18 protein-coding genes are annotated in these 23248 nt (G+C 71.9%); 6 read left to right on the top strand and 12 right to left on the bottom strand.

What is annotated here, in order from left to right:
• A partial coding sequence (locus IEJ02_RS16455) for a PucR family transcriptional regulator (protein ID WP_191065562.1) occupies nt 1-489 on the top strand: 489 nt, incomplete at its 5' end.
• A 26-nt stretch (nt 490-515) separates the two neighbouring features.
• Here IEJ02_RS16455 and IEJ02_RS16450 read toward each other — a convergent pair.
• Nucleotides 516-1166, bottom strand: a complete 651-nt coding sequence (locus IEJ02_RS16450; RefSeq protein ID WP_191065561.1) for a TetR/AcrR family transcriptional regulator — start codon at nt 1164-1166, stop codon at nt 516-518.
• A gap of 135 nt (nt 1167-1301) precedes the next feature.
• On the opposite strand from IEJ02_RS16450, the gene IEJ02_RS16445 reads away from it, so the two are divergent.
• A complete protein-coding gene (locus tag IEJ02_RS16445) occupies nt 1302-2981 on the top strand; it encodes an MFS transporter (RefSeq protein ID WP_223863908.1) in 1680 nt (559 codons plus the stop codon).
• Nucleotides 2982-3046: 65 nt separating this feature from the next.
• Nucleotides 3047-3334 carry a glycoside hydrolase family 6 protein gene (locus IEJ02_RS16440; RefSeq protein WP_370467057.1) on the top strand — a complete coding sequence of 96 codons (288 nt, stop codon included), beginning with the start codon at nt 3047-3049 and terminating at the stop codon, nt 3332-3334.
• Between the two features lie 16 nt (nt 3335-3350).
• Here IEJ02_RS16440 and IEJ02_RS16435 read toward each other — a convergent pair whose 3' ends face one another.
• From IEJ02_RS16435 to IEJ02_RS16395, 9 genes are all read right to left on the bottom strand, one after another.
• On the bottom strand, nt 3351-3935 hold the full coding sequence (locus IEJ02_RS16435; protein WP_191065560.1) for a Uma2 family endonuclease: 585 nt from the start codon (nt 3933-3935) through the stop codon (nt 3351-3353).
• 208 nt (nt 3936-4143) lie between these two features.
• The gene (locus IEJ02_RS16430; RefSeq protein WP_191065559.1) at nt 4144-5646 is read right to left on the bottom strand and encodes an MFS transporter; all 1503 of its coding nucleotides are present in this window, start codon (nt 5644-5646) and stop codon (nt 4144-4146) included.
• A gap of 44 nt (nt 5647-5690) precedes the next feature.
• Nucleotides 5691-6506: a TetR/AcrR family transcriptional regulator gene (locus IEJ02_RS16425; RefSeq protein WP_317985815.1), complete on the bottom strand. Its 816-nt coding sequence runs from the start codon at nt 6504-6506 to the stop codon at nt 5691-5693.
• A gap of 216 nt (nt 6507-6722) precedes the next feature.
• The gene (gene serA, locus IEJ02_RS16420; RefSeq protein WP_191065558.1) at nt 6723-8324 is read right to left on the bottom strand and encodes a phosphoglycerate dehydrogenase; all 1602 of its coding nucleotides are present in this window, start codon (nt 8322-8324) and stop codon (nt 6723-6725) included.
• A gap of 323 nt (nt 8325-8647) precedes the next feature.
• A complete protein-coding gene (gene ilvC, locus IEJ02_RS16415) occupies nt 8648-9646 on the bottom strand; it encodes a ketol-acid reductoisomerase (protein ID WP_191065557.1) in 999 nt (332 codons plus the stop codon).
• Between the two features lie 137 nt (nt 9647-9783).
• Nucleotides 9784-10308 carry an acetolactate synthase small subunit gene (gene ilvN, locus IEJ02_RS16410; protein WP_191065556.1) on the bottom strand — a complete coding sequence of 175 codons (525 nt, stop codon included), beginning with the start codon at nt 10306-10308 and terminating at the stop codon, nt 9784-9786.
• A 33-nt stretch (nt 10309-10341) separates the two neighbouring features.
• The gene (locus IEJ02_RS16405; protein ID WP_191065555.1) at nt 10342-12195 is read right to left on the bottom strand and encodes an acetolactate synthase large subunit; all 1854 of its coding nucleotides are present in this window, start codon (nt 12193-12195) and stop codon (nt 10342-10344) included.
• A gap of 227 nt (nt 12196-12422) precedes the next feature.
• Nucleotides 12423-15338 carry a putative bifunctional diguanylate cyclase/phosphodiesterase gene (locus IEJ02_RS16400; RefSeq protein ID WP_191065554.1) on the bottom strand — a complete coding sequence of 972 codons (2916 nt, stop codon included), beginning with the start codon at nt 15336-15338 and terminating at the stop codon, nt 12423-12425.
• Between the two features lie 346 nt (nt 15339-15684).
• Nucleotides 15685-16683, bottom strand: coding sequence for a 2-hydroxyacid dehydrogenase (locus IEJ02_RS16395; RefSeq protein ID WP_223863906.1), 999 nt, complete (start codon nt 16681-16683; stop codon nt 15685-15687).
• A gap of 75 nt (nt 16684-16758) precedes the next feature.
• On the opposite strand from IEJ02_RS16395, the gene IEJ02_RS16390 reads away from it, so the two are divergent.
• From IEJ02_RS16390 to IEJ02_RS16380, 3 genes are all read left to right on the top strand, one after another.
• Nucleotides 16759-17757 carry an aldo/keto reductase gene (locus tag IEJ02_RS16390; protein WP_191065553.1) on the top strand — a complete coding sequence of 333 codons (999 nt, stop codon included), beginning with the start codon at nt 16759-16761 and terminating at the stop codon, nt 17755-17757.
• A 189-nt stretch (nt 17758-17946) separates the two neighbouring features.
• A complete protein-coding gene (locus IEJ02_RS16385) occupies nt 17947-19122 on the top strand; it encodes a PQQ-dependent sugar dehydrogenase (RefSeq protein WP_317985814.1) in 1176 nt (391 codons plus the stop codon).
• Between the two features lie 143 nt (nt 19123-19265).
• A complete protein-coding gene (locus IEJ02_RS16380; RefSeq protein WP_165556279.1) occupies nt 19266-19433 on the top strand; it encodes a DUF6191 domain-containing protein in 168 nt (55 codons plus the stop codon).
• 119 nt (nt 19434-19552) lie between these two features.
• Here IEJ02_RS16380 and IEJ02_RS16375 read toward each other — a convergent pair whose 3' ends face one another.
• Together IEJ02_RS16375 and IEJ02_RS16370 are read right to left on the bottom strand one after the other, a co-directional pair.
• The gene (locus tag IEJ02_RS16375) at nt 19553-22867 is read right to left on the bottom strand and encodes a helix-turn-helix transcriptional regulator (protein ID WP_223863947.1); all 3315 of its coding nucleotides are present in this window, start codon (nt 22865-22867) and stop codon (nt 19553-19555) included.
• Between the two features lie 187 nt (nt 22868-23054).
• Nucleotides 23055-23246, bottom strand: coding sequence for a hypothetical protein (locus IEJ02_RS16370; protein WP_191065551.1), 192 nt, complete (start codon nt 23244-23246; stop codon nt 23055-23057).
• Between the last annotated feature and the right edge of the window lie 2 nt (nt 23247-23248).

Genomic DNA, 23248 nt, shown 5'->3' with positions numbered 1-23248 from the left:
GCCGAGCAGCTGCTGCGCTCGCCCCGGGCCACGGCGCGCGGCAAGGGCCCGGGGAGACCGGCACCCAGGGCCGCCGCCGGGGTCAGCGCTCCCCGGCGCGGGCTGGAGGACCTGCCCGCCGCCTGGCAGGAGGCGCTGGCCGCCGCGCGGGCGGCCCACGCCGACACCCACCTGGGCCCGGTCGCGGAGTGGTCCGCCATCGGCCCGTACCGGCTGCTGGCCGCGCTGCCCGCGCTGCCGCCCGACGCCGCCGTACGGCCCCTGCTGGAGCCCGCGCACGCCGAGCTCGCCCGCACCGCCGAGACCTTCCTCGACTGCGCGGGCCAGGCCGGGCGCACCGCACAGCGGCTGGGCATCCACCGGCAGACGCTGTACTACCGCCTCTCGCGGGTGCGGCAGTTGACCGGTCTCGACCTGGACGCGGGCGAGGACCGGCTGCTGCTCCATATGACGCTGAAGGCGGCGCGCCTCGGGCCGCCGGGGCGCTGAGCCGGAAGCCTGCCTGAGCCCCGAGGTCAGTCGGCGGGGGCTTGGGGGGCTTCTGGTGCTTCCGGGACATCTGGGGCGTCTGGGGCGTCTGGGGCGTCACCGACGATCCGGCGCATCGCCTCGACCAGGTCGTGGGCGCTGGGCATGAGGTCGGGGTCGATGGCCATCTGGACGACCATCCCGCTCACCAGCGTCATATAGAACGAGCCCATGACCCGGGAGGTCTCCTCGTCCACATCGCGCTCGTCGATGCCGTGGATCAGCCCCACCAGCCCCTGGCGTCCCTCCGGTTGGGCCCGGCCGAAGGCCGCGCGCAGCTCGGGGTCGTGTTGAACCTGGAGGATGGCCTCCAACTGGGAGCGCCACACCGCCTGGTGCTTGTCGAACAGCTCGAGCACCCGGGTCCACCGGGCCTCGAACCGCTCCCGCAGCCCGGTGTCCGGGCCCTCGCCCGCCGGGGCGTCCGCCGCGAGGGACCGCTCGACGTCATCGGCCCAGTCGCCCATGGAGGCGAAGAGCGCCTCGCGCATCAGGGCGTCCTTGGAGCCGTAGTGGTAGCCGATGGAGGCCAGATTGGCGCCCGAGGCGGCCACGATGTCCCGCGCCGTCGTACGGGACCAGCCCTTCTCCTCGATGCAGCGCTTGGCCCCGGCCAGCAGATCCTCTCGATGTCCCATGGCGTCAGGGTATCCCGACCCCATACGACCGTCCCAGACAAACGTCCCATACGACCGTCCCAGACGGACGTCTCACACAGGCGTTTTACACAGACGTACTAGACGCTTGTTTAAGACGCTCGTATAGTCGCCGTCATGACCTCGACTTCCACCGGCCCGCGCGCCGGACGCAGGGAATGGACCGCCTTCGTGGTCCTGATGCTTCCGCTCCTCCTGGTCTCCATGGATGTGTCGGTGCTGTACTTCGCGGTGCCGGCCATCAGCCGGGAGCTGCACCCCAGTTCCACCCAGCAGCTGTGGATCTTCGACATCTACGCCTTCGCCCTCGCCGGGCTGCTCATCACCATGGGGGCGCTGGGCGACCGCTTCGGACGGCGGAAGCTGCTGCTGTTCGGGGCCGCGGCCTTCGGCGCCGCGTCCGTCGCGGCGGCGTACGCCCAGAGCGCCGAAATGCTCATCGCCGCACGGGCGGTGCTCGGGATCGGCGGTGCCACGCTGATGCCCTCGACGATGGCGCTGGTCCGCAACCTCTTCCTGGACGAGAGGCAGCGGGCCAAGGCGATCGCGATCTGGTCGTCGGCCATGGCGGGCGGCATCGCGCTGGGCTCGGTGCTGAGCGGGGTGATGATCGAGCACTTCTGGTGGGGCTCGGTCTTCCTGATCAACGTCCCGGCGATGGTGCTGCTGCTGGCGCTGGTGCCGCTCCTGGTACCGGAGTTCAAGGACCCCGCGCCCGGGCCGTTCGATCTGCCGAGCGTGCCGCTGTCGATGGCCGCCGTGCTTCCGGTGATCTACGGCCTGAAGAAGATCGCCGCCGACAACGGCGTCGGGCTGGTCCCGGTGCTGTCCATCGTCGCCGGTCTCGCCATCGGCGCCGTCTTCGTACGGCGCCAACGCACCCGGCGCGACGCGATGATCAGCCCTGAGCTGTTCCACCACCGCGGCTTCGGCCCGTCGATCGCGCTCAACGCGCTGGCCACCTTCGCCATGATGGGCTCGGCCTACTTCACCACCCAGTATCTGCAGTCCGTGCTCGGCAAGGGCCCGTTGGAGGCGGCGCTGTGGAGCCTGGCCCCGTCCGTCTGCGTCGGCATCGCCGGGCCGGTGGCGGCCGCGGCGGTCCAGCGCGGCGCCAACCGGGCGTATGTGATCGGCGCCGGGTTCGTCACCGCGGCGATCGGCTACGGGATTCTGGCCCTGGCCGGTACGGACGCGCTGTGGACCGTGCTGATCGGCGCCGCCGTCCTGGCCAGCGGGATCGTCGCGGTGATGTCGCTGGTCACCGACATGGCGATCGGCACCGTCCCGCCGAAGCGGGCGGGTTCGGCGGCCGCGCTGCTGGAGACGGGCCAGGAGTTCGGCGGGGCCATGGGCATGGCGGTGCTCGGCAGCGTCGGCACCGCCGTCTACCGCGGCGACGTCAAGGACGCGCTGGGCGCCGGACTGCCCGCCGACGCGCTCGACCAGGTACGCGAGACGCTGGGCGCGGCCGCCGCGGTGGCGGGCTCGCTGAAGGGGCGGACCGGGGAGCACCTGCTGGACACGGCGCGCGAGGCGTTCACCCACGGGATGCGGATCGCGTGCGGGGCCGGGGCGGTGGTCCTGGTGGCGGGGGCGATCCTGGCCCTGGTGACGCTGCGCCGGGTCGGCGCGGAGGACGCCGGGCCGGCGGTCGAGGAGGCGGCCTCGCCCGACGCACCCTCGCCCGACGCGGCCTCAACTGACGCGCTCTCGACCGGCACGCTCTCGACCGGCGCGGCTTCGGTCGGCGCGGCCGGGACGGCGGACGGCGGCGAGGCGGTGCCGAGTCGCTGAGCCGCGTGACGCCTGTAGGGGCCCCACCGCGGTGGGGCCCCTACAGGCGTCACGCGCGGAGCGATGTGACCGCGCCGGCCCGTACGACGACGGCAACCATTTTGCTCGCCCAGCTCGGCGCCTCCTCCGGGCTCACCGCCGTCATCGACACCAGCCGCAACGGCAACGGCCCCGCCCCCGACAACGAATGGTGCGACACCCACGGCCGCAAGGTCGGCGAAAACCCCACGGCGAACACCGGCGACCCGGCCATCGACGCCTACCCCTGGGTCAAGCCCCCGGGCGAAGTCGACGGCTGCGCGGGCCCGGCGGGCACCTTCGCACCGGACTACGCCTACGAGCTGGCGGGCTGAGCGCAACCGACCTCGATCACAGGTGGTCGATCTCAGTGAGGTCGATGTCGATGGTGAAGGGGACCGGGACCTTCAGACGGTCATGATGGATGCCAGTGGGCACGTAGGCGCGGGTCACCGGGTCCAGCTCGAAGACGTGGACCACCGGGCGGCGCCCCTCGCCCTTCTCCACCAGCCAGAAGTGCCGGATCCCCGCCTCGGCGTAGAGCTGCGGCTTGCGCTTGCGATCACGGTCCTCGGACTCCGGGGACACGACCTCCACCGCGAGCACGGCGTCGGCCCCCTCATAGCCCGTTTCGTCCGCCTCGGCCGATACGGCCTCCGCCCGTAGGACGGAGATGTCGGGCTCGGGCCGGTTGCGCTTGTCGAGGGCAATGGTCATCTCGCGGCACACCCGCAGCGACTCGGGCACCGATGCCCGGAGCCCCTTCTCCAGCAAGTACATGGCCAGCGAATGAAAATACTTCTGCGGGCTCACGAAGACGAGGCTCCCGTCGATCAGCTCAGTGTGCGGCGGGAGATCCGGCATGCGGTCAAGATCGTCTGCGGTGAATCCGCCCGAGGGCGGAAACGCCCAGGCCGGAAGCGGTTCAGCAGTCATGGTTCCTCCCATGGACGGGATTCTGGCCGCGTGACCAAGGGTAGCGGGCAGGAACGCCGGAGACGCCACCCACACGAGTGGAGGCGGCTCCCACCATTGACCCGGGCCGACCGCGCCCCACGCCGAGATCCCGCGCCCTGACTCACCCATCGCCGAAGGCCCTCCGCCCCGGCCGTGGAGCGGAGGGCCGCCGGGGCGCGGGGCGCCGTCAGCCCAGGTGGGCGGGGAGCGGGGTGGCGCCCTCGGCGCCGGGTTCGCGTACCGGGCGCGGGGTGTTCATCAGCAGGGCCACGACCACCGCGGCGCCCACGAGGATCGAGGACGAGACGACGAAGGCGTGCGAGAAGCCCTCGACCAGACCGGCCTTCGCGGTCGCCTTGGCGGTCCGCGGTGTCATCTGCCGGGCGTGCGAGGCCATGTAGTCGGAGGTCGCGCTGGTGGCGATGGTGTTGAGCATCGCCGTGCCGATCGAACCGCCGATCTGCTGGGCGGTGTTGACCGTGGCTGAGGCGACGCCCGCGTCCCCCGCCCCCACGCCATGGGTCGCGTAGTTCATCGAGGGCGCCATCACCAGGCCCATGCCGAAGCCGACCAGGAGCTCGGCGGGCAGCACCCCCGCCGCGTACGAGCTGTCGACGTCCAGGGGCACCAGCAGGACGACACCGGTGGCCGCGATCAGCAGGCCGGGCGCCACCAGCAGCCGCGGCGGCACCTTGGGGATGAGGCGGGAGGCGACACCGCCCGCGCCGATCAGCACCGCCCCGGTCATCGGCAGGAACGCCACACCGGTGAGCAGCGCCGAGTACCCCTTGACGAGCTGCATGTAGTACGTGAGGGAGAGGAACATCGCGAACATGCCGACCACCGAGAGGCCGACCGCCAGATAGGCGCTGCCCCGGGTGCGGTCCGCCACCACGCGCGGCGGCAGCAGCGGCCGCGCCGCGCTCCGCTCCACCATGACGAAGGCGAAGAGCAGCACCGCGCCCAGGATCAGCAGCCCGGTCACCAGCCGGGAGTCCCAGCCCTCGGACTCGGCCTCGCTGCATCCGTAGACCACGGCCACCAGCCCGCACACCGCCAGCAGCACCCCGGGGATGTCGAAGCGGGCGCGGCCCTCGGCGCGGGTGTCGGTGGGCAGCACGGACCAGCTGACGGCGGCGACGACGGCGATCGGCACATTGACGTACAGGCACCAGCGCCAGTCGAGGTACTCGGTCAGCAGCCCGCCGACGACCAGCCCGATCGCACCGCCGCCCGCCGCGATCGCGCCGAAGATGCCGAACGCCTTGGCGCGCTCACGGGGCTCGGTGAAGTTCACCGCGAGCAGCGACAGCGCCGAGGGGGCGAGCAGCGCGGCGAAGGCACCTTGCAGCGCACGGGCCGCGAGCAGCACCTCGAAGCCGGAGGCGGCGCCGCCGAGCGCGGAGGCCCCGGCGAACCCCAGCAGCCCGATGAGGAAGGTGCGCTTACGGCCGGTGTAGTCCGCGATCCGGCCGCCGAGCAGCAGCAGACTGCCGAACGCCAGGGTGTAGGCGGTGATGATCCACTGCCGGTCGCCGTCGGAGATGCCGAGGTCCTTCTGGGCCGACGGCAGGGCGATGTTCACGATGGTGATATCGAGGACGATCATCAGCTGGGCCAGGCCGATGAAGACGAGGGCGAGCCAGCGCCGGGGGTTGGCTTGCGGCGGTGCGTCTGAGGGCTGGGACATGACGATGCCTTTCTGGTCTTGCGGAAGGCGAGCGGCGGGGGAGGTCAGGCGGGGTCGGAGCAGGTCTCACGGACGCCTCGGGCGTCGCGGTCGTCGCGCGTGTCGTGGGCGTCGTGGGTGCCTCGGGCGTCACGCGTGTCGTGGGCGTCGTGGGCGTCGTCGATCACTCGCTCCCTGATGCGCTTGAACGCCTCGGCGTCGACGGCCGGGCCGCCGAGCGGAGTGGTGGGGCGCGGGGAGCCGGTGGGGCGCAGCCCGTCGATGTAGACATCCAGTTGGCGATGGGCGAGGGCGTCATCGGGGGCGAACCGGCCGCCGCCGGGCAGCGGCCGCGTCAGCCGGATGATCATCAGCGTGATGTCACCGAAGACGACATCGCTCCGGATCAGCCCCTGGGCCTGGGCGCGCAGGAGCATCGCGTCGATCGGGTCGACGGCGTCGCCGGGGACGCTGTCGAGGATCTCGTCCACGGTGAACCCGCCCAGCAGCGCGGGCATCACCGAGCCGATCTTGAGATCGAGGGCGGCGTGCATGAAGCGGCGCAGCGCCAGACAGGGGTCGCCCTCCTCGGCGGCGGCCCGGCTCGCGGCCTCGACCAGCGCGGTCAGCACCTCGATGGCGACCCCTCGGTGCAGATCGGCACGGTGCGGAAACCGCCGGTAGAGGGTCGCGATGCCGACCCCGGCGCGCCGGGCTATCTCATCCAGCGGGGCATCCGGCCCCTGATCGGCGAAGACCTCGCGGGCGGCGCGCAGGATCTGCTCCCGGTTGCGCCGCGCGTCGGCGCGCATGGGGGGCGACGGGACACCGGCAAGGGCGTCGGCGCCGGTGTCGGTGTCGGTCTCAGCGTCTGCGGACACGGGGCTCTCCTGACAACACAGCACATACCTACAGCTATGTGGAGAAATTTTCTCCACATAGCTGCGAGCGTAGCGAGCCCACCGCCATTATTCAACACGCGATGAAAAAGATCCGGAACCCCTCCGGCATGCCCCGCTGCCGTGGACGCACAAAGACCTGGGCCCGGCCCCCGCCGAAGCGGGGACCGGGCCCAGGTGGGTGACTGCCTACGCGGCTCAGACCAGATTGACCGAGCGGGCCGAGGTGGCGCCGATCTCCTCGGCGATCTCGGTGAGCACGGGCTGCGGAATGGTGTCGTCCACCGTGAGCGCCACCAGCGCGGCACCGCCCGCCGTGGCCCGCGAGACCTGCATCCCCGCGATGTTGATCCCGGCCTCGCCCAGGATGCGGCCGAGCGTGCCGACCACGCCCGGGCGGTCGGTGTAGCGGAGGAAGGCCATGTGGTCGGCGAGCGCCAGATCCACGTCGTACTCCCCCACCGCGACGATCTTCTGCTGGTGCTTGGGGCCGGCCAGCGTGCCGGAGATCGAGACCTCCTCGCCGTCCGAGAGGGTGCCGCGCACGGTCACCACATTGCGGTGCTCGCTCGACTCCGAGCTGGTGGTCAGCCGCACCTCGACCCCGCGCTCCTGCGCGAACAGCGGCGCGTTCACATACGAGACGGTCTCGTCGACGATGTCCTCGAAGACGCCCTTGAGCGCCGACAGCTCCAGCACCTTGACGTCGTGCTGGGTGATCTCGCCGTACACCTCGACATCGAGGCGGACCGCGACCTCGCCCGCCAGCGCGGTGAAGATCCGGCCCAGCTTCTCGGCCAGCGGCAGCCCGGGCCGCACGTCCTCGGCGATGACGCCGCCCTGCACGTTCACCGCGTCCGGGACCAGCTCGCCGGCCAGCGCCAGCCGCACCGAGCGGGCGACCGCGATGCCCGCCTTCTCCTGGGCCTCACCGGTGGAGGCGCCCAGATGCGGGGTGACCACCACATTGTCGAACTCGAACAGCGGGGACTCGGTGCACGGCTCCTGGGAGAAGACGTCCAGCCCGGCCCCGGCCACCCGGCCCTCCTTGAGGGCGGCGGCCAGCGCCGCCTCGTCCACGATCCCGCCGCGCGCGGCGTTCACGATCCGGACCTCCGGCTTGACCTTGTGCAGCGCCTCGTCGCCGATCAGACCCGTCGTCTCGGGCGTCTTGGGGAGGTGGACCGTGATGAAGTCGGAGACCTCGAGCAGCTCGTCCAGCGAGAGCAGCTTCACACCCATCTGCGCGGCCCGCGCGGGCTGCACATACGGGTCGTACGCGACGACCTTCATCCCGAAGGCTGACATCCGCTGGGCCACCAGGACGCCGATGCGGCCGAGGCCGACCACGCCGAGGGTCTTCTCGCTCAGCTCCACACCGGTGTACTTGCTGCGCTTCCACTCGCCGTTCTTCAGCGCGGCATTGGCCTGCGGGATGTTCCGGGCCGTGGCCACCAGCAGACCGCAGGCGAGCTCGGCGGCGGTGACGATGTTGGACGTCGGGGCGTTGACGACCATGACGCCCGCCTTGGTGGCGGCGGAGACATCCACATTGTCCAGACCGACGCCCGCGCGGGCGACCACCTTCAGCTTCTTCGCCGCGGCGATGGCCTCGGCGTCGACCTTGGTGGCACTGCGGACGAGGATCGCGTCCACATCGGCGATGGCGGGAAGGAGCTCGGCTCGGTCCGCCCCGTTGCAGTTCCGGATCTCGAAGTCCGGGCCCAGGGCGTCGACCGTCGCCGGAGAGAGCTCTTCGGCGATGAGTACGACGGGTTTACCAGTGGAAGCAGTGCTCACGTGGTCTTCAGTCCTCACTAGTCCTCAGCGGACGGCCGTCCCGACGGCCGCTGGCGGTGAAGGGGTCAGCCGCGTGGGAGACGCACGACGCTGTGAGCCTGACGCGCTTGCTGTTGATGAGTGTAGTGGCGGTCGGGCCTTCGTCATGTGCCGTTGCGGCAGGATCACCCGCACGTGGTGGTGNCGGGCCTTCGTCATGTGCCGTTGCGGCAGGATCACCCGCACGTGGTGGTGCGCGATGGACAAAGCGCGAACCGGGTGCGGCGGGGGTCCGTCGGACCCCCGCCGCACCCGGGGCACGGCCTCCGCGCCACCAGGCGCGGTTACGCCTCCTCGTCGACCCAGCTCATGAGCTTGCGCAGCTCCTTGCCGGTGGTCTCCAGCAGGTGGTTCTCGTCGGCCTTCTTCAGCTCGTTGTACTTCGGCAGGCCGGCGTTGTACTCCGCCATCCAGTTCTTGGCGAAGGTGCCGTCCTGGATCTCACCGAGGATCTTCTTCATCTCGGCCTTGGTGGACTCGTTGATGATCCGCGGACCGGAGACGTAGTCGCCCCACTCGGCGGTCTCGGAGATCGACCAGCGCATCTTCTCCAGGCCGCCCTCGTACATCAGGTCCACGATCAGCTTGAGCTCGTGGAGGCACTCGAAGTACGCGATCTCCGGCTGGTAACCGGCCTCGACCAGGGTCTCGAACCCGGCCTTGACCAGCGCGGAGGTGCCGCCGCACAGCACCGCCTGCTCACCGAAGAGGTCGGTCTCGGTCTCCTCGGTGAAGGTGGTCTTGATGACGCCCGCGCGGGTGCCGCCGATGCCCTTGGCGTAGGACAGGGCCAGCTCGAAGGCGCTCCCGGTGGCGTCCTGCTCGACGGCCGCGATGCACGGCACGCCGCGCCCCTCCTCGTACTGGCGGCGGACCAGGTGGCCCGGGCCCTTGGGGGCGACCATGCAGACGTCCACGTTGGCCGGGGGCTTGATGAAGTCGAAGCGGATGTTGAGACCGTGCCCGAAGAACAGCGCGTCGCCGTCCTTCAGGTTGTCCTTCACGGACTCCTCGTAGACCTTGGCCTGGATCGGGTCCGGGACCAGGATCATGATCACGTCGGCCTCGGCGGACGCCTCGGCCGGGGTGACCACGCGCAGGCCCTGCTCCTCGGCCTTGGCCTTGGACTTGGAGCCCTCGTGCAGGCCGACCCGGACGTCGACGCCCGAGTCGCGCAGCGACAGCGCGTGGGCGTGGCCCTGGCTGCCGTAGCCGAGGATTGCGACCTTGCGGCCCTGGATGATGGACAGGTCGGCGTCGTCGTCGTAGAACAGCTCGGCCACTTCGGGAATCTCCTAGCGTGTGGGTTGTGCTTCCCACCGTATGACGGGCGGGCGGGTGAAGGTTTCGGGGTCTCGCCATACGGTCCGGCGCACGGGTGGCGCCGGACCGTGGCCCCGCTGGTCGGGCGGGGCGGGGGTCAGGCGGACCGGTCGAGCGCGCGCAGGCTCCGGTCGGTGATGGAGCGGGCGCCGCGCCCTATGGCGATGGTGCCGGACTGGACCAGCTCCTTGATGCCGTACGGTTCCAGCATCTTGAGCATGGCCTCGAGCTTGTCACTGCTGCCGGTGGCCTCGATGGTCACGGCCTCCGGGGAGACGTCCACGGTCTTGGCGCGGAACAGCTGGACGATCTCGACGATCTGGGAGCGGGTCTCGTTGTCGGCGCGGACCTTGACCAGGACGAGCTCCCGCTGGATCGCCTGGCCGTCCTCCAGCTCGACGATCTTCAGCACGTTGACCAGCTTGTTGAGCTGCTTGGTGACCTGCTCCAGCGGCAGCTCCTCGACATTGACCACGATGGTGATCCGGGAGATGTCGGGGTGCTCGGTGACGCCGACGGCCAGCGAGTCGATGTTGAAGCCGCGGCGGGAGAACAGGGCGGCGATCCGGGCCAGGATGCCGGGGGTGTTCTCCACCAGGACGGAGAGCGTGTGCTTGGACATGGGCTCGGTCTCTTCTCTCTCTCGGTCCTGGCCTCAGTCGTCTGCGCCGTCGCCGAAGTCCGGGCGGGTGTCGCGCGCCGCCAGGATCTCGTCGTTGGAGGTGCCGGCCGCGACCATCGGCCAGACCATGGCGTCCTCATGGACGATGAAGTCCACGACCACCGGGCGGTCGTTGATCGCGTTGGCCTTCTCGATCACGGCGTCGAGGTCGGCCGCGTCCTCGCAGCGCAGCCCGACGCAGCCCATGGCCTCGGAGAGCTTCACGAAGTCGGGGACGCGGGTGCCCAGGTTCGCTTGCGCGGGGGCGTCGGGGCCGGAGTGCAGGACCGTGTTGGAGTAGCGCTGGTTGTAGAAGAGGGTCTGCCACTGGCGGACCATGCCCAGCGCGCCGTTGTTGATGATCGCGACCTTGATCGGGATGTTGTTCAGCGCGCAGGTGACCAGCTCCTGGTTGGTCATCTGGAAGCAGCCGTCACCGTCGATCGCCCAGACCGTACGGCCCTCGTCGGCACCGGCCTTGGCGCCCATGGCGGCCGGGACGGCGTAGCCCATGGTGCCGGCGCCGCCCGAGTTCAGCCAGGTGGCGGGGGTCTCGTAGTCGATGAAGTGGGCGGCCCACATCTGGTGCTGGCCCACGCCCGCGGCGAAGATCGTGCCCTCCGGGGCCAGCTGCCCGATCCGCTGGATCACCTGCTGCGGGGAGAGGCTGCCGTCGGCGGGCTGGTCGTAGCCGAGCGGGTAGGTCTCCCGCCACCGGTTCAGGTCCTCCCACCAGCCGGTGTAGTCACCGGCGCGGCCCGCGTCGTGCTCGGCCTGGACGGCGACGACCAGGTCCGCGAGGACCTCGCGGGCGTCCCCGACGATGGGCACGTCGGCGGCGCGGTTCTTGCCGATCTCGGCCGGGTCGATGTCCGCGTGGACGATCTTGGCGTAGGGGGCGAAGGAGTCCAGCTTGCCGGTGACGCGGTCGTCGAAGCGGGCGCCGAGCGCCACGATCAGATCCGCCTTCTGCAGGGCGGTCACGGCGGCGACGGTGCCGTGCATGCCCGGCATGCCCAGGTGGAGGTGGTGGCTGTCGGGGAAGGCGCCGAGCGCCATCAGGGTGGTGGTGACCGGCGCGCCGGTCAGCTCGGCCAGCACCTTCAGCTCGGCGGTGGCCTGGGCCTTGATCACGCCGCCGCCGACGTACAGCACCGGGCGCTCGGCCTGGGTGATCAGGCGGGCGGCCTCGCGGATCTGCTTGGCGTGCGGCTTGGTGACCGGGCGGTAGCCGGGCAGATCGGGCTGCGGCGGCCAGGAGAAGGTGGTCTGCGCCTGGAGCGCGTCCTTGGCGATGTCGACCAGGACCGGGCCGGGGCGGCCGGTGGAGGCGATGTGGAACGCCTCGGCGATCGTGCGCGGGATGTCCTCGGCCTTGGTGACCAGGAAGTTGTGCTTGGTGATCGGCATGGTGATGCCGCAGATGTCCGCCTCCTGGAAGGCGTCCGTGCCGATGGCCTTGGATGCCACCTGGCCGGTGATCGCGACGATCGGGACCGAGTCCATATGGGCGTCGGCGATGGGGGTGACCAGGTTGGTGGCGCCGGGACCCGAGGTGGCCATGCAGACGCCGACCTTGCCGGTGGCCTGGGCGTAGCCGGTGGCGGCGTGGCCCGCGCCCTGCTCGTGGCGGACGAGCACGTGCCGGACCTTCGAGGAGTCCATCATCGGGTCGTAGGCGGGGAGGATCGCGCCACCGGGGATGCCGAAGACGGTGTCGGCACCCACCTCCTCGAGGGAGCGGATGAGGGACTGCGCGCCCGTGACGTGCTCGACGGGGGCGGACTGCGGTCCGCCGCTACGGGGCCGAGGCTGGGGATGATGGGACCCGGAGGCCTGCTCGGTCATCGGCATTCTCTTCTCGAAGATGAGGTTCGGTGCGGGAGGGAGGGGGCGGGGCGGTGCACCGGCCCTGCCGGTGCAACAAAAAACCCCTCGTGCCGTAAGGCAAGCGAGGGGAGCGCGCCGGTGAGGGTCCGCAGGGCTTCATTGAGCCCTGCTCAGCCGACGCGCTGTCCAAGTACGAGAATTCGGGTGCGCATGGCTCCGACCCTCCCCCCGGCGCATATCGGGTGTCAAGTGGGTGGGACGGGCGTCTCAGTATTTGAGCGAGTCGGCGGGTGGGTGTGCGGCTCCGTACGGCGCGGCCCGTGGGAGCCACCGTGCCCGCCGTGAGCGCCGTGCCGGATCGGCAGGGCGCCGCCGACCAGCAGCGGAGGCTCCGGGCGCGGCACCGGATAGCCACCGCGCAGCAGCGCCCGACGCAGCCGGTGCTCGTCCAGCGGCCCGCTGAAGGCCGCCCCTTGGGCGTGGGTGCATCCCATACCGCGCAGGGTGACGATCTGCTCGGGCAACTCCACCCCCTCTGCGATGGACTGCATTCCGAGGTCGCCGGCGATCCTCAGCAGCCCTGCGGTGATCTTGTGCAGCCGTGAGGACTCGACCACTCCCTCGACCAGTCCGGGGTCCAGTTTCAGCACATCGATGGGGAGCCTGCGCAGCGCCCTGATCGCGCCATAGCCGCTGCCGAAGCCGTCGAGGGCGATTCGCACCCCCAGGCGGCGCAGCGCCCCGAGGCGGTGCTCGAGCTCGTCCAGCGGAACCCGTGGATCGCTGTCGGTCAGCTCCAGGATCAGCGCGCCGGACGGCAGCCCGTGGCGGGCCAGGAGGGTCTCCACGGCCTTGGGCGGCATCGACTTGTCCACCAGCCGGCTCGCGGGGAGCCGTACGCAGACCGGGACCGGATGGCCGTCGCGGCGCCGCTGGGCGGCCTGCTCGACGGCCGCCTCCAGCATCCAGCGGGACAGCTCGGCGGTGCGGGCGGTGTCCTCGCCGCTCCCCCGGCCGTTGTCGGCGACCCGGAGGAACTCGGCGGGGGTGAACAGGATGCCCTGGGCCGAGCGCCAGCGGGCCTGGGCCGCGACCGCCGTGATCCGGCCGCTGGTCAGCTCGACGACGGGCTGGTGCAGCAGCACGAACTCCCCGTCGTGCAGGGCGGCGCGCAGTCTGGTGGCGACCTCGGCGCGCCGCGCCACCTCGGCCTGCATCTGTGGTGCGTACAGCTCGACGCGGTTCTTGCCCGCGGCCTTGGCGCGGTACATCGCCAGGTCGGCGTTGCGCATCAGGGCGCCGGGGCTGGTGCCGGGCTCGGCGAAGGCGACGCCGATGCTGGCGGCCACGCGGACCTCGGTGCCGCCCTCGACCCGGTAGGGCTGGGAGAGCCGGAGCCGCAGCCGGTCGGCGATCTCCATGATGCGCTGCTCGCGGGTGCCGGCGTCCCCCTCGCCGTCGCCGAGGATGAGGGCGGCGAACTCGTCGCCCCCGAGCCGGGCCGCGCAGTCGCCGGACCCGGACCGCACGGACTCCTGGAGCCGGCGGGCGGCCTGGACCAGCAGCTCGTCACCGGCGTGGTGGCCGACGGTGTCGTTGACCGCCTTGAAGCCGTCGAGGTCGATGAAGAGCACGGCGGTGCCGGCGTCCGTACGGCGGCGGCCGGCGACGGCGTGGGCGACCCGCCGGGTGAACAGGGCGCGGTTGGGCAGATCGGTGAGCGGGTCGTGCTCGGCGTTGTGCTGGAGCTGGGCCTGGAGCCGGACCCGCTCGGTGACATCGCGGCTGTTGAAGATCAGCCCGCCGTGGTGGCGGTTGATCGTGGACTCCACGTTGAGCCAGTCGCCGGAGCCGGAGCGGAAGCGGCATTCGATGCGTGTGGTGGGCTCCTCGCCCGGTGAGGCGGCCAGGAACCGGCGGACCTCGTGGACCACCGATCCGAGGTCCTCGGGGTGGATGAGGGAGGCCAGCTCGGAGCCGACCATCTCGTCCGCGTCGCGGCCGTAGACCCCGGAGGCGGCCGGGCTGACGTAGCGCAGGATTCCGGTGGGCGCGGCGATCATGATCACATCGCTGGAGCTCTGCACCAGGGAGCGGAAGTGGTTCTCCTTCTGGGCGAGTTCCTGGGTGAGCCTGATGTTGTCCATCAGCATGATCGCCTGTCGGACGACGAGCGCGAGCACGACCGCGCAGGCGGTGAAGAGCACCACCCCGTCGATCGGCCGGCCGTCCATCACGTTGAACAGGACCCCCAAGGTGCAGACGCCGGCGGCGAGATAGGGCGCGAGTGCGGCGAGCGAGCCCGCGATGGGGACGCTCTGCTGCGGGGAGCGGCGCGCCGGCGGCGGGTTCTGGGCGGCCTCGCGGCGGGCCACCCAGGGTGCGTACGCCAGCAGCGCGGAACCGGCGAACCACCCGGCGTCGAGTATCTGCCCGGAGCGGTAGTGCTCCCGCAGCAGCGGCGAGGTGAACAGCGCGTCGCACAGCACGGTGAGCGCGAAGGCGGCGATCGCGGTGTTGATCGCGGAGCGGTTGCCGGAGGAGCGCCGGAAGTGGAGCACGATCACCATGCTGACCAGCACGATGTCCAGCAGCGGATAGGCGAGCGTCAGGGCGCCGCGGGCCACGGAGGCGCCGTCCGCGCCGAACTCCCCGGTGTGGGCGAGCGCGAGGCTCCAGGAGAGCGTGACCAGCGATCCGGCGATCAGCCAGGCGTCGAGCCCCAGACAGATCCACCGGGCGCGGCTCGTGGGGCGCTTGGCGAGCACCAGCATCCCGACGATGGCGGGCGGGGCGAAGAGCAGGAAGCAGAAGTCGGCGACCGAGGGGGTCGGCACGGGGCGGCCGAGCACCACCTCGTACCAGCCCCAGACGGCGTTCCCCAGCCCGGCCATGGCCGAGGAGGCGGCGAACAGCAGCCAGGCCGGGCGCAGCCGCCCGGCGTGCCGGCGGCCGTGCCACAGACAGGAGGCCGCGGCGGCGAACGCGGCGGCGCTCAGCCCGAAGTCACCCATGACGAGGGCCAGTCGGGACGATCCCCAGCCGACGATCGCCCCCACCGCGTAACCGCCGCAGACCAGGGCGAGGATCACTTGCGGCAGCAGCCCGGCCCCGCCGCTGGAGACCGACGGCCGGGCGAGCACCGCTCCCGTGGCGCTCACTGGACTGCCATCCACTGCGTGGCGGACCACTGGCGCCTCGGGGCTCCCGGAAGCGGTATCCCCGCGGGCCTCGTCGAGCTGGAGAACCGCGCGGCTGCGCGGAAGTGTCGCGGTCGACGCCTGAGCTGCGTCGGGTTGTCGGTCCATCGGCCATACATCGCCCGTCGCCCCCCTCGAGTTCCGGTCCATCGCTGACGCCGTCAGGTCAGTGGCGCAGCCCCCGCTCGGGACGATACACCAGAGTGGTCACTCAGGGACATAGGCCATCTACGGACCGTAACCGACTAGGGCGTTGTATATACGGAGGGGAGTCAATCGGTGCCTGTATGTGGTGCCAGAGGCATGTCTACCCCGTCGTGGCGACGAGATGTGCCAGCGACTCGCCGCGCGCGTAACGGTGCAGCTGATCCCTCAACAGCCGCTTGGCACGCGGGAGGAAGGCCGACGTAGGGCCGCCCACATGCGGGGAGATGAGCACCCCTGGAGCGTGCCACAGCGGATGCCCGGCGGGCAGTGGTTCGGGGTCGGTCACATCGAGCGCGGCCCGCAGCCGGCCCGACTCCAACTCCGTGAGCAGGGCCTTGGTGTCCACGACCCCACCACGGGCGACGTTCACCAGCAGCGCCCCGTCCTTCATCCGGGACAGGAATTCCGCCCCGGCCAGACCACGGGTGGCCTCGGTGAGCGGGGTCACCAGCACCACCACATCGGCTTCCGGAAGCAGTCGGGGCAATGCGTCGATCGGATGCACCGGGCCGCGCTCGGTCGTGCGCGGGGAGCGCGCGACGCGCGCCACCCGCTCGCACTCGAACGGCACAAGCCGATACTCGATCGCGCTGCCGATGGCCCCGTAGCCGACGATCAGTACGGACTTGTCGGCGAGCGCGGGGCGGAAGCCGGAGCGCCACTCCTCGGCGTCCTGGCCCCGGACGAAGTCGGGGATACCGCGCAGCGAGGCCAGGATGAGGGTGAGGGCGAGCTCGGCGGTGCTCGCGTCGTGCACCCCGCGCGCGTTGCACAGCCGCACCCCGGGCGCGAGATCGGCCAGCGCGGGCTTGATGTGGTCTATTCCGGCGGTCAGGGTCTGCACCACCCGCAGGTTGGCCATGGCGGGCAGCGGGCGGGTGCACACCTGCGGCGGCTTCATGTAGGGGACGCAGTAGAACGCGCAGCGCGCCGGGTCGGTGGGGAAGTCCTCGCCGCCGTCCCAATGGGCGTATTCGAGGGTGTCGGGAAGGCCGTCGATCTCCTCGGGTGGGATCGGCAGCCACACCAGGTCGCGCGCCTCGGATGAACTGTGAGTCGAATCGTGGTGGCGGAACGTATCGCTGTGATCTGCACTCATGCCAGGAGGCTATGCGATCACCGGCCGTTGGCAGAGGTTAGTTTGGGGTCCGAGGAACGGGAGGGGTCAGGCCAGGTGGAGCGCAGGAGAATCGGAGCGGCGGCGCTCGAAGTGGGGGCCATCGGCCTTGGATGCATGCCGATGAGCTGGGCGTACACCGCTTCGCAGCGCAGTGGCGAGCAGTCGGAGCGCGCCGTGCACACCGCGCTCGACTCGGGGGCGAGCCTGCTGGACACCGCCGACATGTACGGCCCCTTCACCAATGAGCTGCTGGTGGGGCGGGTGCTCAAGGAGCGGCGGGCGGACGCCTTCGTGTCCACCAAATGCGGACTGCTGGTGGGCGACCAGCACATCGTGGCCAACGGGCGGCCCGGCTATGTGAAGCGGGCCTGCGACGCCTCGCTGCGCCGGCTCCAGACCGATGTGATCGACCTCTACCAGCTGCACCGGGCCGACCCGGAGGTCCCCATAGAGGAGACCTGGGGCGCGATGGCGGAGCTGGTCGCGGCCGGGAAGGTACGGGCGCTCGGGCTGTGCGCCGTGGGCGCGCGGGCGCAGCGGAGGGCGGGTGCCGGGATGCACGACGCCACGGTGCGCCAGCTGGAGCGGGTCCAGCAGGTCTTTCCGGTCAGCTGTGTGCAGGCGGAGCTGTCGGTGTGGTCGCCCGACGCGCTGGAGGCGCTGGTGCCGTGGTGCGCCTCGCGCGGGGTGGGCTTCCTGGCGGCGATGCCGCTGGGCAACGGCTTCCTCAGCGGGACGCTCACCCCCGGGCAGGGCTTCGAACCGGACGACATGCGGGCCCGGCATCCGCGGTTCACGGCGGAGATGATGGCCGCGAACCAGCCGATCGTGGCCGGTCTGCGACGGGTCGCCCAGCGGCACGGGGACGGGGTGACCCCGGCGCAGGTGGCCCTGGCCTGGCTGCTGGCGCAGGGGCCGCATGTGGTGCCGGTGCCGGGGACGAAGCGGGAGCGGTGGGTGGCGGAGAACTGCGCGGCGGCCGGTCTTCCGCTTTCCCCCGAGGACCTCGCGGAGATCGCGGAGCTGCCGCCGGCGCGGGGGTCGTGGGACTGAGCGGGGGTCGTCGGGCTGAGCGGGGTCGTCGGACTGAGCGCGTCGCGCCCGGCCGCCCGGCGCGGGTCGCCGATGTGGATTCGGCCCTGGTCCGGGCCCGATTCGGGGATGGGAACCCGGCGCGGGCCTGCGGTGTATAAGAATCAGTGCCGTGCCGCGGCACACGTGCCCATGGAGAGGAACCCGACCGTGCGACGTCCTCGCGTCACCTCCGTTCTCGCCGCCGCTGCCGCCGTGGTGCTCGTGGCGGGCTGCTCGTCCGACGGCGACAGCATCACCAGACCGGGCGACCGGTCGTCCGCGCCCTCGAAGCCGGGCGGTGGGGGCTCCGCCTCGGGCACGCCCTCGCCGACGGAGTCCGCGGCGCCCGCGAAGGGCTCGGTGAAGGTGGAGCGCACCCTCACCACGAAGCTCAAGTCCCCCTGGGGGCTCGCGCCGCTGCCCGGCGGGGATCTGCTGGTCTCCTCGCGGGACACCGGAAAGATCTTCAAGGTCTCGGCGGACTCGGGGAAGAAGACCGAGCTGGGGTCCGTCCCGGGCGTCTCCGCCTCCGGTGAGGGCGGGCTGCTGGGGCTGGCGGTCTCCTCCGACTTCGGCGCGGACCATATGGTCTACGCGTACTTCACCACCGATTCGGACAACCGCATCGTCCGGATGATGTACGACGACAAGCGCCCCGCCGGTGATCAGCTCAGTGCCCCGGACACGATCTTCAAGGGCATCCCCAAGGGCACGATCCACAACGGGGGCCGCATCGCCTTCGGCCCGGACAAGATGCTCTACGCGGGCACGGGCGAGAGCGGTGACCGCGGGCTCGCCCAGGACATGGACTCCTTCGGCGGCAAGATCCTGCGGATGACCCCGGACGGCGGGCCCGCGCCCCGCAATCCGGACGCCCAGTCGGTCGTCTACTCCCCGGGTCACCGCAATGTGCAGGGCCTGGCCTGGGATGCGGACAAGCGGCTGTGGGCCTCCGAGTTCGGCCAGGACACCTGGGACGAGCTCAATCTGATCGAGCCGGGCAAGAACTACGGCTGGCCGGAGGCCGAGGGCAAGGCCGGGAAGAAGGGCTTCGCCGATCCGCTCGAGCAGTGGAAGCCCAAGGACGCCTCGCCGAGCGGAATCGCCTTCGCCAAGGGCTCGATCTGGATGGCGGGGCTGCGCGGTGAGCGGCTGTGGCGCATTCCGCTGAAGGGCGACAAGGCGGCGGCGAAGCCACAGTCGTTCCTGGACGGCAAGTACGGACGGCTGCGCAGCGTGGTGGCGGCGGACGACGGGGGGCTGTGGCTGACCACGAGCAATACGGATGGGCGCGGTAAGCCGGGCCCGGAGGACGACCGGATCCTGCGACTGGAGGTCCGCTGAAGGGAGATCCACTGACGGGAGATCCACTGCGGGGAGGGCGAACCGGCCGGTTGTGGCGTTGAGTTCGGCGGACATGTCGCGCGTGCCCGTTCTGTGACGGATCTGCCTACACTGGCAGCAGTCGCACGCCTACGGGGGTCGTCATGTTCAACCTCATCGAGGAGCTGTTCGCGCCCGGGCGCAAGCACACCGAGGAAGAGCGCAACCGGCTGGAGTACACGCTCGACGAGACGCGCAGCAGCGACCCGGGGAAGGGCCCTATAGACCTTGACTCCGGGCGAGTGGTGATCCGCCCCCGCGAAGGGGACTGACCCGGAAGGGGATGCCCCGGAAGGGACTGAGCCGGAAAGGGAACTGCCCCGGCGGGCGGTCGGCGTACCGCGCGTGCTGTCAGCGCCCCGCGTCCTGCCAGTGCGCACCGCGCACACCGTCAGCGGGCCGCCGCGCCGTCGGCCAGGCCGTCCACCAGGCGCAGCCGGTGGGCCACGGCGGCTGCCTCGGCCCGGCCCGAGACGCCCAGCTTGGCCAGGATGTTGGAGACATGGACGCTGGCCGTCTTGGGTGAGATGAAGAGCTCCTCGGCGATCTGGCGATTGCTGCGCCCGTCGGCGACCAGCCGCAGCACATCCCGCTCCCGGGGCGTCAGCCCCAGCTCCGCCGCCGGATCGGCGGGTTCGGTGGGTCCGGTGAGTCCGGCGGTCGGCGCCGGGGAGCCCGGGGCCGGGGGCAGCGCGGGGGTGCGCGGCCGGGACGCGTCGAGCGCGGCGCGGGTCGCGGCGGACGCCAGGGACAGCCGGGCACGCCGGGCCAGCAACTCGATCTCCTCGCGCAGCGGCCGGGCGCCCAGCCGTTCGGCCACGGCATACGCCTGGGCGAGCAGTTCGGCGGCGTGCTCGCGATCGGCCTGGCTGGGGGTGCCCTGGCCGTAGGCACCCTGGCCCGAAGCACCCTGGCCGGGGGCGGCTTGACCGGAAGCACCCTGAGCGGGGGCGCCCTGACCGGAGGCACCATGCCCGAGGGCACCCTGGCCGGAGGCGGCTTGACCGGAGGCGCCCTGGCCGGGGGCGCCTTGGCCGGGGGCATCCTGGCCGTGGGCGCCCCGGGCGGGGGTGAGTAGCGCCTCTGCCCAGCGGTGGCGGGCGTGGGCCAGCGGATACGGGCGGTCCAGTGTGGCGAAGGCGGCCGTGGCCTCGGCCCAGAGGTCGGGCCGGTTCCGGCCCTCGGCGCGGGCCAGTTCGGCCTGGACCATCGCCGCGTGGGCCCGCCATACCGGCACGGGCTGCGGCACCCGCTTCACCGCGGCCCGGAGGTGGGCCAGCGCCTCGCCCCGGCCCGGCTCCGCCGTGGGCAGTCCGCGCGCGGCCGACTCGGCCGCGGCGGCCGTGTACAGCAACCGCCAGGCATAGCGCTGCATCCCGGGCGGAAAACCGGCCTCCACGACTTGCCGCAGCAGGGCCCTGACCTCCAGGATCCGGCCGCGGGCCGCCGCGAGTTCGATGGCGTGCCCCGCGACCTGGAGGGTGTACTGCGGCTCGGTGTTGTGGGCGCCGTAGTGCTCCCGGGCGGCGGCCAGCTCGCGCTCCGCCGTGTCCCACTCCCCGCGTGCCAGCGCCAGCTGGGCGAGCCGGTTGGCGGCGGTGCCGCGCGGCTTGGTGCCGAGGGCGAGCCGCCGGGTCTTCAGGGCCGCCGCCTCCGCCTCGTCCCAGCGGCCCAGGGAGAACAGCGACTCGGCCAGATTCCCGTAGACCCAGGCCCGGGAGTCCACCAGGCCGACGCGGTCCAGGATCCGGGCGCCCTCCTCGGCGGTCTCCACCGCCTCGGCCGACCGGCCGACCCCCTCCAGCGCCGAGGCCAGATTGACATAGCAGCGCCCCAGGACGCTGATGTCGCCGAGGGCCAGGGCCCGCTCGCAGACCTCGCGCATCTCGGCCAGCCCGCGCTCGATGTCACCGGAGTCACCGGTGAAGTAGCCCAGCGTCAGGCGGGCGTTCAGCTCCGTGCTCTCGGCCCCGACCATCCGGGCCAGCTCCACCGCCCGTTCGGCGGCGGCCAGGCCCTCGGCACCTGGCCGGTGGGTCATCGTCCAGCCCGCCACCTGCGCCATGACCTCGGCGTGCACGGGGGACGGCGGCAGCCCGCGGACCAGCTCCTGGGCGCGGCTCAGCTCCTCCCAGCCGTCACCGCGGGCCAGGCCCTCCATCAGCTTGCCCTGCTGGGTCCAGAACCAGGCGGCGCGCAGCGGGTCGTCACCGCCGCGGTCCAGCGTCCGCAGCGCCCGCTTGCTGACGGCCAGGGCGCGCTCCCGCTGCCCGGACATGTGCGCGGCCACCACCACCTCGGCGAGCAGATCGAGATGGCGCAGCGCCTGGTCCTCACAGCCGCGGGCGGGGTACACCTCCGCGTAGTCCATGGGCCGCTGCGCCCGTCGTATCTCCTTGGGGGCGTCCTCCCACAGCTCCATCGCCCGCTCCAGCAGCCGCAGCTGCTCCGCGTGGGCGTACCGCCGCCGTGCCTCGACGGACGCCTGGAGCACGGCGGGCAGGGCCTTGGCCGGGTCGTGCGCGTGGTACCAGTAACTGGCCAGCCGGGCGGCCCGCTCATCGGCCCGCACCAGCGTGGGCTCGGCCTCCAGTACCTCCGCGAAGCGCCGGTTGAGCCGGGAGCGCTCCCCGGGCAGCAGATCGTCGCGCACGGCCTCGCGCACCAGCGAATGCCGGAAGCGGTAGCCGCTGTCGTCGGCCGTGGGGCGCAGGATGTTCGCCCCGACGGCGGCCCGCAACGCGTCGATCAGCTCGTCCTCGCCCAGCCGGGCGACCGCGCGCAGCAGTTCGTACTCCACCGAGGAGCCGCCCTCGGCGAGGATCCGCACCACCCCCTGGGCCTCCTCGGGCAGCGCCTCGACCCGCACCAGCAGCAGATCGCGCAGCGATTCGCTGAGCCCGGTGGCACAGCCCTCGTTGAGGGAGCGGGCGATCTCCTCCACGAAGAAGGCGTTGCCGTCGCTGCGCTTGAAGACCCGGTCGACCAGGTCGCGCTCCGGCTCGGCCCCGTTGATCCCGGTCAGCTGGGCGTGCACCTCGCCCCGGGTGAAGCGGGACAGCTCGATGCGCCGCACCTCGCGCATCCGGTCCACCTCGGCGAGGAACGGGCGCAGCGGATGGCGGCGGTGGATGTCGTCGGAGCGGTAGGTGGCCACGACCAGCAGCCGGGCGCTGAGCAGCGACCGGAAGAGGTAGCCGAGCAGCTCGCGGGTGGAGCGGTCGGCCCAGTGCAGATCCTCGATGGCGACGACGAGGGTGCGCTCCGCGGCCAGCCGCTCCAGCAGCCGTACGGTGAGCTCGAACAGCCGGGCCCGGCCGTCCCCGTCGTGGGACGCGCGGGAGGTCTCGCCCAGCTCGGGCAGCAGCCGGGCCAGTTCGCCCTCCTGCCCGGCGACGGCCCCGTCCAACTCGGTGCCCAGCTTGCGGCGCAGTGAGCGCAGGACGGTGGACACGGGCGCGAACGGCAGCCCGTCGGCGCCGATTTCCACGCAGCCGCCGACCGCCGCGACCGCCCCCGCGGCCACGGCCGAGGCCAGGAACTCGTCGATGAGCCGGGTCTTGCCGACCCCCGCCTCGCCTCCCACCAGCAGCACCTGCGGCTCGCCCGCGGTGGCGCGGGCGAGCGCGTCTTCGAGGGTCGCCAACTCCTGGGCGCGGCCGATGAACACCGGGCTGACAGACGTGGTGAGCACGTCGTCGAGCATCGCACAGGGCTCCGACACCACGGCACCGGCTTTTCCGGCACCCATCGCTCCGGCGCCCGCCGCTCCGGATTCCACCGCTTCGGCACCCACCGCTTCGGCACCCACCGCTCCGGTACTCCCCGCTTCGGCGCTCCCCGTTCCGGCTCCCGCCCCGGCCCCGATGACGAGCGGCACGGCCCGGCCGCCGTCAGGCCGCCGTGCGGTACGACCGTGGTGAGCGGTCGCCGCGCCACCGCCGGACCGGCCTCACCCGCCCTCCGCTCCCGCGCCCGGCCGACCGGCCACCGAGCCCCTCCGCCGCCTCCCGGACCAGCCGGTGGGCGGCGGCCTCCCGCAGCAGCTCGGCCTCGCGGATCCGGTGCAACTCATGGTGCAGCATGG

It is taken from the genome of Streptomyces sp. 5-10 (assembly GCF_014712245.1).
Taxonomy (GTDB): domain Bacteria; phylum Actinomycetota; class Actinomycetes; order Streptomycetales; family Streptomycetaceae; genus Streptomyces; species Streptomyces violaceusniger.
This window is presented reverse-complemented; position numbering and strand designations above follow the sequence as displayed.